The sequence below is a fragment of the Marinibacterium profundimaris genome, assembly GCF_002210095.1.
GTDB lineage: Bacteria > Pseudomonadota > Alphaproteobacteria > Rhodobacterales > Rhodobacteraceae > Marinibacterium > Marinibacterium profundimaris.
In genome coordinates this window covers 166265-178479 of the sequence record NZ_AQQR01000005.1, presented here as the reverse complement: position 1 = coordinate 178479, position 12215 = coordinate 166265, and the positions used below count along the sequence as shown (strand labels likewise).

Annotated in this window: 10 protein-coding genes; 3 read left to right on the top strand and 7 right to left on the bottom strand. The window is 66.9% G+C overall.

All coding sequences use genetic code 11. The features are described 5' to 3' along the window. Window positions 1-80: 80 nt before the first annotated feature. The 4 genes from ATO3_RS14475 to fabI are packed head-to-tail and all read right to left on the bottom strand — an operon-like array spanning window position 81 to window position 5825. Complete coding sequence (locus ATO3_RS14475) at window positions 81-1253, bottom strand: acetate/propionate family kinase (RefSeq protein WP_233152153.1); 1173 nt, start codon at window positions 1251-1253, stop codon at window positions 81-83. A 4-nt stretch (window positions 1254-1257) separates the two neighbouring features. Next, the gene (locus ATO3_RS14470) at window positions 1258-2664 is read right to left on the bottom strand and encodes a bifunctional enoyl-CoA hydratase/phosphate acetyltransferase (RefSeq protein ID WP_088650582.1); all 1407 of its coding nucleotides are present in this window, start codon (window positions 2662-2664) and stop codon (window positions 1258-1260) included. A 7-nt stretch (window positions 2665-2671) separates the two neighbouring features. Then, the gene (locus tag ATO3_RS14465; protein WP_233152152.1) at window positions 2672-5071 is read right to left on the bottom strand and encodes a DUF3141 domain-containing protein; all 2400 of its coding nucleotides are present in this window, start codon (window positions 5069-5071) and stop codon (window positions 2672-2674) included. Next, window positions 5061-5825, bottom strand: a complete 765-nt coding sequence (fabI, locus tag ATO3_RS14460) for an enoyl-ACP reductase FabI (protein ID WP_088650581.1) — start codon at window positions 5823-5825, stop codon at window positions 5061-5063. Before fabI ends, ATO3_RS14465 begins: the two co-directional genes overlap by 11 nt. 178 nt (window positions 5826-6003) lie before the next feature. Between fabI and ATO3_RS14455 the strand changes: the two genes are divergently transcribed. From ATO3_RS14455 to ATO3_RS14445, 3 genes are all read left to right on the top strand, one after another. Then, window positions 6004-6660, top strand: coding sequence for a CoA transferase subunit A (locus ATO3_RS14455; protein WP_088650728.1), 657 nt, complete (start codon window positions 6004-6006; stop codon window positions 6658-6660). Next, entirely contained in the window at window positions 6657-7310 is a 654-nt protein-coding gene (locus tag ATO3_RS14450) for a 3-oxoacid CoA-transferase subunit B (protein ID WP_088650580.1), read from the top strand. Before ATO3_RS14455 ends, ATO3_RS14450 begins: the two co-directional genes overlap by 4 nt. Window positions 7311-7523: 213 nt before the next feature. Then, window positions 7524-8375 (top strand): alpha/beta fold hydrolase, encoded by an 852-nt coding sequence (locus ATO3_RS14445; protein WP_088650579.1) that lies wholly within the window; start codon window positions 7524-7526, stop codon window positions 8373-8375. Window positions 8376-8468: 93 nt separating this feature from the next. Here ATO3_RS14445 and ATO3_RS14440 read toward each other — a convergent pair whose 3' ends face one another. The 3 genes from ATO3_RS14440 to oppB are packed head-to-tail and all read right to left on the bottom strand — an operon-like array spanning window position 8469 to window position 12148. After that, window positions 8469-10283, bottom strand: coding sequence for an ABC transporter ATP-binding protein (locus tag ATO3_RS14440; protein ID WP_088650578.1), 1815 nt, complete (start codon window positions 10281-10283; stop codon window positions 8469-8471). A gap of 1 nt (window position 10284) precedes the next feature. After that, window positions 10285-11214, bottom strand: coding sequence for an ABC transporter permease subunit (locus ATO3_RS14435; protein WP_088650577.1), 930 nt, complete (start codon window positions 11212-11214; stop codon window positions 10285-10287). A 10-nt stretch (window positions 11215-11224) separates the two neighbouring features. After that, complete coding sequence (oppB, locus tag ATO3_RS14430) at window positions 11225-12148, bottom strand: oligopeptide ABC transporter permease OppB (protein ID WP_088650576.1); 924 nt, start codon at window positions 12146-12148, stop codon at window positions 11225-11227. Window positions 12149-12215: the final 67 nt, after the last annotated feature.

The following is a 12215-nucleotide window of genomic DNA, read 5'->3' as shown; positions in this document are numbered from 1 at the left end:
GGCTCTTGTCGGCAAGGCCCCCCGGTCCCTTCTGCCCCGTCCGGGACCGGGACCCCGAGCACCTGGCCGCTTCTTCTCCCTCAGGCGGCCAGGTGCCGACGCCCTTCCCGGGCCAGCACCCCCTCTTCATCCGTCGCCAGCGTCAGCACTTTCACCCGCCCGCCGGGCGCCGTGAGATCCGGGCCATGGGTCCGGTTGGCCTGACGATCGAGGTCGATGCCGATCCAGCCCATCCCCTCGCAGACCGCCGCGCGCACATGGGCCGAATGCTCGCCGATGCCGCCGGTGAAGACGAGCCCGTCGATCCCCCCGAGCGCCGCGGCCAGCCCGCCCAGCTCGCGCCGGATGCGGAACGTGAAATATTCGATCGCCTGTCTCGCCGCCGGGTCGTCCGAGGCTTCCAGGGTGCGCATGTCGTTGGACAGGCCCGACAATCCCAGCAGCCCGGAGCGGCGATAGATCAGGTCGGTGATCGCCGCAGCGTCCATCCCCTCTTCCGTCATCAGGTAAAGCAGGACGCCCGGGTCCAGCTGCCCGGTGCGCGTTCCCATCGGCAGGCCGTCGACGGCCGAGAACCCCATTGTCGAGGCGATGGACCGGCCGCCATGCAGGCCGCACATCGAGGCGCCGTTGCCCAGGTGCGCCACCACGACCCGCCCCGCGTAAAGGGTCGGATAATCGGCGGCGAGCCTGGAGGCGATGTAATCGTAGCTGAGCCCGTGGAAGCCGTATCGGCGTACGCCCTTGTCGTAATATTCGCGCGGCAGGGCGAAGGTGTCGTTCACCCAGGGGTGGCCCCGGTGAAAGGCCGTGTCGAAACAGGCGACCTGCAGCGCGTCGGGAAAGGCCTCCATCGCGCCGCGCACGCCCGACAGGTTGTGCGGCTGGTGCAGCGGGGCATAGGGCGCCAGGGCCGAGAGCTCCTTGATGATGGCCTCGGTCAGCACCACGCTGTCGGTCCGGTCGGGGCCGCCGTGGACGATGCGATGGCAGACCGCCTCGATCCGCGCCTCCGGGGCGCCCTCCTCGACCAGCCGCAGCACGGCCTTCATCGCCCCGGCATGGCCAGCCTGGGGATTGTCCAGGTCACGTTCGACCCGGGTGCCATCGGCCCAGGTGGCCTTTAGATGCGGCGCCGAGCCGATCCGGTCGACCTGGCCGGTCATCAACGACGCACCGCCCGTCGCGGTGTCGTAAAACGCGGTCTTCAGAGAGGATGAGCCGGCGTTCAGCGTGAGGATGAAGGAATTCAAGATGTCACTCGGCCGCCTTGGACAACGTCGAGGGCTGTTTCGTGCGCGCGTAATGCAGGGCGGCGACGGCGCAGGAGGCCAGGCGCGCCATGTCGTCATCGGCGCGCGAGGTCAGGATGATCGGAACCGAGGCCCCCAGCACCAGCCCGGCCCCTTCGGCATGGGAGACGACGGCCAGCTGCTTGGCCAGCATGTTGCCGGCGTCGATATTCGGCACGATCAGCACCTCTGCCCGACCGGCAACGGGGGACCGAATGCCCTTTGTCCGGGCCGCGCCGAGGTCCATGGCGTTGTCCATCGCCAGTGGCCCGTCGACCAGCCCGCCGGTGATCTGGCCGCGCTCGGCCATCTTCGACAACAGCGCCGCGTCGATCGACGAAGGCATGTCGGGGTTCACCGTCTCCACCGCCGACAGCACGCCGACCTTGGGTTCCTCGATGCCGATCGAGATCGCCACGTCGATGGCGTTCTGCACGATGTCGACCTTGGTCTTCAGGTCCGGCTGGATGTTAACCGCTGCGTCGCTGACCAGCAACGGATGCGCCAGCCCCGGCACGTCCATCACGAAGACATGGGTGAACCGCCGCCCGGCCCGCAGCCCGCGTTCCTTGCGAAGTGCCGCGTGCAGCAGGTCGTCGGTATGCAGGTGCCCCTTCATCAGCGCCCCCGCCCGGCCATCGGCCACCAGGTCGACGGCCAGGTTCGCCGCCTTCCGGTGATCGGGCTCGTCGATGATCTCGATCCCGTCGAGGCTGCGGCCCAGGATCTCGGCCGCGGCGCGGATCTTTTCGACCGCGCCGACAAGGATGGGCAAGATCACCTTGCGCTCGCCCGCCAGCAGGGCGCCTCCCAGCGAATTGGGCTCTTCGGGGGCGACCACGGCAGTGACCAGCGCAGGCAGGTCCGTGACCCGGTCCAGCAGCTTCTCGAAATGGCGGTGGCGCTGGACCACCAGCCCCGGCACGTCGAGCGCGTCGAAGCCAAGCTTGTGCGCGGGCGCCCGCACGATGGCCTCGCCGGTGACGACGTTAACGCCGTCCGACAGCCGCGTCACCGAGGTGACCAGCCGGACGCAATCGCCGGGCATCTTCTCGGCCACCTCGACGGCGACCTCCAGCTCGTCTCCGGCCTCGACCTTGCCATGGAACGCAAAGCTCTGGCCCATGTAGACGGTTCCCGGCCCTGGCAGCACGTTGCCCAGCACCGCCGAGATCAGCGAGCCGACCCAGAGCGAGGGCGCGATGGCCTCGGCCTGGCCGTCTCCATCACCGTCATAGGCCGCGATGTGCAGGGGGTTATGGTTGCCGGAGGCATTGGCGAAGATCAGGAAATCATCCTCGCGCGCGATGCGCTTGAGCGTGGCGGAGTCGCCGACGCTCAGCTCGTCGTAGGTCTTGTTCTCGAGTTTCATTCCGCTCTCATTCCGCGGCCGTTACCAGGGGCGCCCCGGCGGTCAGGTGCGCCAGGGGATCCTCGGTAACATCCGACGGCTGGCCCTCCAGGCCAAGGGTCTTTCGGAAACTTTCCAGAAGCGTCACCGTATGCGGCGCCATCTCGGCCAGGGGGCCGGCGATGAAGGACACGGCGTCGACGGCCAGCCGGCGCTCTTCCGGCTCGATCAGCAGCTCCGGCAGGGTTTCCAGCGCGCGGTCGGGTTCGAAGGTGGCGACAAGCGTCTGTTCGTGGATCATCTGCGCCTTGCATTCCATCGTCAGGGATTTGAACGGTTCGTCCTGCGTCATCACCCGGGCCGACCGTTCCAGCCGGTCCCGGCGCACGCTGTGGCGGCTGTCGGCCATCAGGACCAGCATGCGGATCACCGCCTCGACAAAGCCCCCGCGCGCGATCTGGCGCAGCGCGGTCTTGACCGCCGGCAGGCCGCGCAGTTCTTCGTGGGTCTTCAGCGTCCGTGCCGCATAGCGCGGTGCGCCGAAGCGGTCCGCCCAGGGCGTCCCCCAAAGCGCAAAGAAGGTCTCCTCGTATCCCGCGTCGCGCACGTCGCGGCCCATGTCGATCAGCTGGCCGACCAGCTCGAACCAGGTCTTTTCCAGCTGCACGAAGGGGTTGTCGGGCTCGGCCCTCTGCCGGCGCTCCTTTACCGTCGCGGCGAAGGCGGTGGCCATCTGCATCCAGGGGTTCGCGCTCGACATCAGCTCGCGCTGGAAGCGCATGGGATGGAAGCGACGCAGCGCCTTGGCGCTTTCCGGCGTGACCATGGATTTCACGAAGGGCCGCATCGCGATGTCGTAAAGCTCGGCCTGGATCTCCGAGAACCGGGCCACGGCGGCGAAGGGGCGTTCGTCCGAGCGCCCGTCGTCCACCGCGCGGATATCGTCGAAGGTGCGGGCGTGGAAGCTGACGAGGAAGGACTTGTCCTGCCCCTCCCCCTCGACCTTGTCGATCTTCATCTCGTACAGGCCCGGTGCCAGCGCCTCGATCGTCTTCAGGGTCGAGGTGACCTCGGTATGTTCCTTCTTCGCGATCGAGGAGGAGACAAAGATGCCCAGATGCCCGACCTCTTCATGGACCATGTAGACGATGCGCTGGCCCCGGATCTGGATCTCCTGCTCGTCGGTGTAGCTGTCGATGATCCAGTTCAGCGCCTGCTGCGGCGGGGTGATGTTGTCGCCGTGGCTGGCAAAGACGATGATCGGCGCCTCGACCTTGCTGACGTCGACGGAGCGGCCCGGCTCCAGCTGGGCCATGTTGCGCGTGAGCTTGTTGCCGACAAAGAGGTTTTCCACGATCCAGCGGATCTCGGCCTCGTTCATCAGGAAATAGCCGCCCCACCAGCGTTCGAACTCCAGGAAGCGTTCGCGCCCGTCGTCCACCGTCTCGTAAAGGTCGGTGTACTTGCGGAACATGGTCCGGCTGGGGTTCAGCATCTCGAAGTTCATCACCAGGTTGGCCCCGTCGAAGACGCCGCCGCCCAGGTCCGACAGGAACATCGGGATCCAGGTGCCGCCCAGGACGCCCGCGTTGTAGCGCATCGGGTTCTTGCCCACCTCGCCCGACCAGGGCGCCACCGGCGCACCGTTCAGCACGATGGGGCCGACGATATCGCGGTTTGTCGCCGCCAGAAGCAGCGTGGCCCAGCCGCCCTGGCAATTGCCGGTGACCACGGGCTTGGGGCTGTCGGGATGCAGCTCCATCACCTTGCGGACAAAGGCGGCCTCGGACCGCGTCACGTCGGCCAGAACCTGGCCCGGCTCCGGGTCGCGCTTGAAGTTGACGAAATAAACCGGGTGCCCGTCCTTCAGCGCGACGCCCACCTGGCTGTCGGGCTTGAAGCCGCCGATGCCGCCGCCGTGGCCCGCGCGCGGGTCGATGATGATGTAAGGGCGTTTGTCCTGCCGGACCTCGACGCCTTCGGGCGGGATGATGCGCAGCAGCACGTAGTTGCTGGGCCGCGGCAGGTCGGCGCCGTCAAGCACGACCTCGTAATCATAGATCAGAACCGGCGGGCAGCCGGCCGCCTCGTGCTCCAGAAAGATATCGCCCCGTTCGCGCAGCGTATCCATCGTCAGCACCGCGCGCTGCGCCGCGTCCACCACATAGGCGCGCCAGGCGTCCAGGATCGTGTCGGGGGTCATGCCGTCGATGATCTCGGACATCCGGTCGAAACTGGCCTTGCTGCGCTTGCCATGGGTGCGCGAGATCGCCTCGGAATGCATCGCCGAGGTCCGCATCAGCAGATCCATCAGCGCGCCCGAACGGGCCAGCCGCTCGGACCTTGCTTCAAGGCGGCGCTGCAGCGCCTCCATCGGGGCGGCGGTCAGCTCTGCGGCGTCGAAAGTGTCGGAACGTTCAGGCGACAATGCCATATCCTCCGTCGATCAGGTGAACCCCACCGGTCACGTTCGCGGCCTCGCGGCTGGCGAGAAAGGCGCAATAGGCGCCGACATCCTCGATCGTGGCCAGGTGATGGGTGGGCGCGCGGGCAGCGGCGGCCTCAAGCAGCTCGTCGAATTCGGCGATACCCGAGGCGGCCCGCGTCTTCAGCGGCCCCGGCGACAGCGCATGGACCGAGATGCCCTTTGGCCCCAGCTCGGCCGCGGCGTAGCGGACGCTGGCCTCCAGCGCGGCCTTGACCGGGCCCATCAGGTTGTAATGCTCGACGACCTTTTCCGAGCCCTGGAAGGACACGGTCATGCAGGTCCCGCCCTGCGGCATCAGCGGCTCGGCCCGGCGGATCATCCGCAGGAAGGAATGAACCGAGATATCCATCGCCAGCCCGAAGCCATGGGCCGAACAATCCACCACCCGGCCGTGAAGGTCCTCTCGCGGGGCAAAGGCGATCGAGTGCAGCAGAGTGTCCAGCCGCCCCCATGTCTCGGTGATCTCGTCGAAGAGCGCATCGGCCTGCGCCTCATCCCGCACGTCGAGCGGCAGGAAAATCTCGGCCCCCAGCCGCTCGGCCAGGGGTTCGACATGGGGCCGGGCCTTTTCGTTGAGGTAGGTGACCGCCAGTTTCGCGCCCTGCGCTTTCAAGGCGGCGGCACAGCCGTAGGCGATGGAGTTTGCATTGGCGATGCCGATGACGAGAGCAGTGGTTCCGTCGAGCGAGAACATGGGCGTCTCCTGTGTTATCTGCAGTGCAGCACAGCTCTGTAACAACCGCGCTAATGGGAACGGGTCAAGGAAGGCCTTTTACCGCAAGGCGTCGCCGGCAGCTTGTCGCAGCTTTGTAGAAAAGACCTGCCAGTCTATTGTGCAGGTGCAGAAACTTGCGACGGAGGTTGCGAATCCCATGAAAGTGGCCATTTCCCCGGCCGAGGCGGCCGCCCTGATTCCCGACGGCGCGACGCTGCTGATCGGCGGCTTCATGGCGGTGGGGTCTCCGCATCGCCTGATCGACGCGCTGGTCGCGGCCGAGCGCAAGGACCTGACGATCATCGCCAATGACACCGCCATGCCGGGCCGCGGCATCGGCAAGCTGATCACGGCCCGCGCGGTCCGCCGTGTCGTGGCCTCGCATATCGGGCTGAACCCCGAGACGCAGGCGCAGATGATCGCCGGCGAGCTGGAGGTCGAACTGGTCCCCCAGGGCACGCTGATCGAACGCATTCGTGCTGGCGGCGTGGGGCTGGGCGGCGTGCTGACGGCCACGGGGCTGGGCACGCCGGTCGCAGACGGCAAGAGACAGATCGAGGTCGACGGCAAGACCTACCTGCTTGAGACGCCCCTGCGCGGGGATTTCGCGCTGGTCGGCTGTCACCAGGCCGATTACGTCGGCAATCTCGAATATTCGCTGACCGCGCACAACTTCAACCCGATCATCGCGCTGGCCGCCGATGTGGTCATCGCCGAGCCGCGCTCGATCGTGCCGGTCGGTGTCATACCGCCGGACGCGGTCAAGACCCCCGGCATCCTCGTCGACCACCTGCTGGAAAGGGCCCCGTCATGAACGACAAGGAACGCATCGCGCGCCGCGTGGCGCTTGAGGTCGAGCGCGACACGCTGGTGAACCTCGGCATCGGGTTGCCCTCGTTGGTGGCGAATTACCTGCCTGATGATGTGCATGTCTTCTTCCAGGCCGAGAACGGCGTGATCGGCCTTGGCGCGCGCCCGCCCGAAGGGATGGAGGACCCGGACCTGACAGATGCCGGCGGCGGGTTCGTGACGGCGGTGCCCGGCGCGGCCTCGATCGACAGCGCGATGAGCTTCGGGCTGATCCGGGGCGGGCACCTGGACATGACGGTGCTGGGCGGGCTGCAGGTGGATTCTCACGGGCATCTCGCGAACTGGATGGTGCCGGGCAAGATGGTCCCGGGCATGGGCGGCGCGATGGACCTGGTGGCCGGCGCGCGCAAAGTGGTGGTGGCCATGGTCCACACCGCAAAGGGCGCACCCAAGATCGTGCCGGATTGCACCCTGCCCCTGACCGCCCTGCGCCGGGTCGACCTGATCGTGACCGAGATGGCGGTGATCGAACCCACGGAGGACGGCCTTGTGCTGCGCGAGGTGGCCGAAGGGCTTTCGGTTGATGACGTCCGCGCCGCCACCGGGGCCGAATTGCTGGTGCCCGTGGCCCCCGGCCAGATGCGGCTGGCCTGAGCCGGCGCCCTGCCTGCGGGGCTGAAAAACCCGGCAGGCGAAAGGAAGAGGGTCGAAAACCGTCGGCTTGGTCCGGTCGATTGTCGCAACGCGGCATCCTTTGCTTGATTTTTTCGCTGCACTGCGGCATCGGTATCGCATAGATATCGAAGCCCTTTACCGACCCGGGCGGGCGCGCACGCCCGGGCCCACTATCAATCAGGTGAAGCCCCCATGTCCGAGACACAGCCCCGCATCCTTCGCATCGGTGAAGACGATGGTCTGACTTTGCGCATCTGGGACGGCGACACCGACCAGGCGGTCCTGCTGATCCACGGGATGGGCGATTGCAGCTGGATCTGGGCGCCGCTGGTCGATCGCTGGCCGGGGGCACGGCCGACGTTCATCGCGCTCGATCTTCCCGGCCACGGCGACAGCGCCCCGGTGTCGCGCCGCGAGATGAAGAGCGATGCGGTCGCCGAGCGCATCGCCGGCGCTCTGGCGGATTTCGCCGCGACCCCGATGTGGCTGGTGGGCCATTCCGCCGGCGCCAAGGTGGCGATCGGGCTGGCGAAACGCGGCGCGGTGCCGGTGCAGGGGCTGACCCTGCTGGACACAGCCGACGATCACGCCCCCAACGTGCGAGACCGGCTGTTCGCCCATGTCGCCGGGATGCGAAAGGGCGCGGCCAACGTGAAGGGGCTGGTGCAGCTGGTCACCGGCACGGATCCCTTCGCCGACGAGGACCTGCTCGACACCTATTTCCGCGCTGCCGCCAAACACGACGGCGCCACCTGGAAGGTCCCCGTGGTCCGCGGGATCGAGGCGATCCTGGGCACCGATATCGACATGACGGGCGATCTGGCCGGGCTGGACTGCCCGGTGCAGGTCATCCGGGGCGCGAAATCCTCGATCTGTCCCGAGGAGATGGCCGCAAGGTTCCACGCCGCCTGTGCCCATCCCCTGCCGCTGGTCGCGATCCCCGAGGCCGGGCACGGCATCACGATGGAACAGCCCCAGCCCCTGGCAGAGGCGCTCGCCGCCGTGATGCCGGAAGCCCAAGAGCGGATGCGCTCTTCGGGGTGAACCGCCGGCCAGGGGCCACCAGGCTCAAGCCGCAGGCTTGAGCCACCGATACCCCAGGCTCAGGCGAATGCCTGAGCCTTCTTCATCTTGACCTCAGGCCGGGGCCTGCTGCGACAGGATCTTCTCCAGCGGATCGTGCTCTGCCACCCAGTGCCCGGGCGAGACCTGGTCCAGCTTCGGCACGTAATCCTCCTGCCCCGCCGCCAGTTTCGACGGCATGAACCGCAGCGCCGCGCGCAGATCCAGCGGCGAGGGCAGCTCTCCGGGGATGCGGATCCGGTCGCGGGCACGTTCTTTCTCCGGATCCGGGATCGGCACGGCCGAGATCAGCGACTGCGTGTAGGGATGTAGTGGCTGGGCGCAGATCGTGTCGCCATCGCCCATCTCGACGATGCGGCCCAGATACAGCACCATGATCCGGTTCGAAATCTCGCGCACCACCGAAAGATCGTGCGAGATGAACAGCATGGACATGCCGAACTCGGCCTGCAGATCCTTCAGCAGCTTCACGATCTGCGCCTGGATCGACACGTCGAGCGCCGAGACCGCCTCGTCGCAGATGATCAGCTTGGGCCGATTGATCATCGCCCTTGCGATGCCGACGCGCTGGTTCTGCCCGCCCGAAAGCTCATGCGGATAGCGGTTCTGCATGATCGGATCGAGGCCCACGCGCGCCATCATCTCGGCCACCGCCTCGCGCCGTTCGCGGGCGGTCATGTCGGGGCGGTAGGTCTTCAGCGGCTCGGCGATCGACGCCGCGATGGTCATGCGCGGATCGAGCGAGGCCAGCGGGTCCTGGAAGACGATCTGAAGGTCCTTGCGCTCCTTCTTCAGGGCCTTTTTGTCCAGCTCCGTCAGCGGCGTGCCCAGCCAGGTGACATCGCCATCCGTCGGCTCGATCAGCCGCAGCACGGCACGGGCCAGCGTGGACTTGCCGCAGCCGGATTCCCCCACGATGCCCAGCGTCTCGCCGCGCGCGAGCGAGAAGCTCACCCCGTTCACCGCTTTCAGCGGGATCGGCTTGCGGAAGAACCCCGACTCGGGCCGCACCGGGAATTCGACGCGCAGGTCGTCGACATCCAGCAGCGCCGGCGTCTCCGCCGGCAGGGGCCCTGGTGCGGCGCGGTCGTCGATGCGCGGCATCGCGTCCAGCAGGCGGCGGGTATAGGCATGATCGGCATCCGCGAAGATCTTGTGGACCGAGCCGCTCTCGACCACCTCGCCGTATTGCATCACCTCCAGCCGGTCGCACATCCGCGCCACCACGCCCATGTCATGGGTGATCAGCGCGACGGCGGTGCCGTGCTCCTTCTGGAGCGCCGCGATCAGGTCAAGCACCTCGGCCTGCACCGTCACGTCCAGCGCCGTCGTCGGCTCGTCCGCGATCAGCAGGCGCGGCTCGCACAGCATCGCTTGGGCGATCATCACCCGCTGGCGCATGCCGCCCGACAGCTCGTGCGGATATTGCTTCAGCCGACGCTCGGCCGCCGGGATCCGCACCCGCTCCAGCCAGTCGAGGCAGAGCCTGCGCGCCGCCGATCCGGTCATGCCGCGGTGCACCTTCAGCACCTCGGCCATCTGCTCGCCCACGCGCAGATGCGGGGTCAGCGCGGTCAGCGGATCCTGAAAGATCATGCCCACATCCGCGCCCCGGATGGCGTTCAGCTTGTTCACCGGCAGGTTCAGGATTTCGCGCCCGTCCAGCTGGACGGATCCCCTGGCCACGCCATTCGGCGGCAGCAGCCCCATGGCGGCCATGAAGGTCTGGCTTTTGCCCGACCCGGATTCACCGACGATGCCCAGGCATTCGCCGGCCTCGATATGGAACGAGGTGCCCTTGACGGCCTCGACCTTGCCATCGGGCGTGTCGAAGCCCACGGTCAGGTCCTTCACGGTCAGAACGGCCATGTCAGCGGTCCTTCGGATCAAGCGCGTCACGCAGCCCATCGCCGATGAAGAACATCGTTATGATGATGGTGACATAAAAGAAAAGCGGGAAAAGCAGCTGCCAGAGCGTGCCATAGGCCATCGTCCCGGCGCCCTCGGCAATGAGCCGCCCGAGAGAAGTGTTGGGCTCGGCGATGCCGAGGCCAAGGAAGGAGATGAACGACTCCGCCAGGATCATCTCGGGCACCAGGAGCGAGGCATAGACGATCACCACGCCCAGCAGGTTTGGCAGGATATGCCGCGTGATGATCGCCCATTCCGAAACACCCCCGGCGCGTGCGGCCTCGATGAATTCGCGCGATTTCAGTGCCAGCGTCTGGGCGCGCACGATGCGCGACATGGTCAGCCAGCTGACCGCCCCCAGGGCGATGAACAGCGTGATGAAGGACCGCCCGGCCACCACGAGGATCAGGATGATGATCAGCGTCGTCGGGATCGCCAGCAGGATGTCGACGAAACGCATCATCGCGCCATCAAGCCGCCCGCCGTAGAACCCGGCCAGCACGCCATAGGCCGTGCCCACCAGCAGCGCCATCGCCGCCCCGATCAGCCCGACCAGAAGCGAGGTGCGCGTGGCCTGGATCACCCGGGCGTAAAGGTCGCGGCCCAGCTCGTCGAGGCCGAAGTAATGGCCGTTCTCGATCGACGGGCGCCCGTCGCGGGCGATGTCGCCCATGCGGTTCCAGTCGATTTCCTCGTTCGACCATTGCGCCAGCAGCGGGCCGAAGATCACGAAGAGAACGATCAGACCCAGCACGAAGACGCAGGCCATCGCGGCCTTGTTGCGCACGAACCGGTCGCGCGCGTCGCGCCAGAGCGAACGCCCTCTGATCGCCTTGGCGTCGGTGATCTCTCCGGCGAGATCGGCGGCCTTGTCGGATTTTGCGAACATGGCAGCCCCCTCAGTACCGGATCTTCGGATCGAACCAGGCATAGGCCAGGTCGGTCAGAAGGTTCACGAGAATGGTCAGCGCGCCGTAAAGGATCGTCACCCCCAGCAGCACCGCATAGTCGCGGGTCAGCGCCGAGTTCACGTAGGACTGGCCCAGCCCGCCGGTCGAGAAATAGAGATCGACGAAGACCGACCCTGTCAGCACATAGACGAAGACGGGCCCGAGGTAGGAGATCACCGGCAGCAGCGTCGGCTTCATCGCGTGGCGCCAGATCACCGAGCGCGCCGGCAGGCCCTTGGCCCGGGCGGTGCGAATGAAGTTGGAATTCATCACCTCCAGCATCGAGGACCGCGTCAGCCGCGCGATGTTGCCCATGTAGGAGGTCGAGAGAGCGATCACCGGCATGATAAGGTATTCCCACTGTCCGCCGTTCCAGCCGCCGCCGGGCAGCAGGCCCAGCCAGAGCGTGAAGGTCAGGATCAGGATCGGACCCATGATGAAGTTCGGCAGCGCCTGAGCCACGATACCCAGCGAGACGGCGAAGTAATCCACCCAGGAATTGTGCCGGATCGCGGCGGCGATCCCGAGGCTGACACCGACCAGGGTGGCGACGACGAACGAAAGCGTGCCGTAGGTCAGCGAGATCGGGAAGCCCTGGGCGATGATGTCGTTCACATCGCGGTCCTTGTAGCGGAAGGACGGGCCGAAATCGAAATGCAGCACGATGCCGGTCACGTAATCCCAGAGCTGTTTCCACAGCGGCTGGTCAAGCCCGTACTGCGCCTCGATATTGGCGAGCACTTCGGGCGGCAGCGGACGTTCGGAGGTGAAGGGCCCGCCGGGGGCCAGGTGCATCATGAAGAAGGCGGCGACGACCAGGAACAACAGGGTCGGTATCGCGCCCAGCAGACGCTTGACGATGTAAGCAAACATGTGGGGGTTCTCGGAAAAGCGGCCGCCCCGCCCCCGGTCAGGGGACGGAGCGGACGTGGTTGGGGAT

Coding starts and splice junctions, on each gene's coding strand:
- ATO3_RS14450 (WP_088650580.1), top strand. CDS start 6,657: ATGAACGACAAGGAACGCATCGCGCGCCGCGTGGCGCTTGAGGTCGAG.
- ATO3_RS14440 (WP_088650578.1), bottom strand. CDS start 10,283: ATGGCCGTTCTGACCGTGAAGGACCTGACCGTGGGCTTCGACACGCCC.
- oppB (WP_088650576.1), bottom strand. CDS start 12,148: ATGTTTGCTTACATCGTCAAGCGTCTGCTGGGCGCGATACCGACCCTG.
- fabI (WP_088650581.1), bottom strand. CDS start 5,825: ATGTTCTCGCTCGACGGAACCACTGCTCTCGTCATCGGCATCGCCAAT.
- ATO3_RS14455 (WP_088650728.1), top strand. CDS start 6,004: ATGAAAGTGGCCATTTCCCCGGCCGAGGCGGCCGCCCTGATTCCCGAC.
- ATO3_RS14435 (WP_088650577.1), bottom strand. CDS start 11,214: ATGTTCGCAAAATCCGACAAGGCCGCCGATCTCGCCGGAGAGATCACC.
- ATO3_RS14470 (WP_088650582.1), bottom strand. CDS start 2,664: ATGAAACTCGAGAACAAGACCTACGACGAGCTGAGCGTCGGCGACTCC.
- ATO3_RS14445 (WP_088650579.1), top strand. CDS start 7,524: ATGTCCGAGACACAGCCCCGCATCCTTCGCATCGGTGAAGACGATGGT.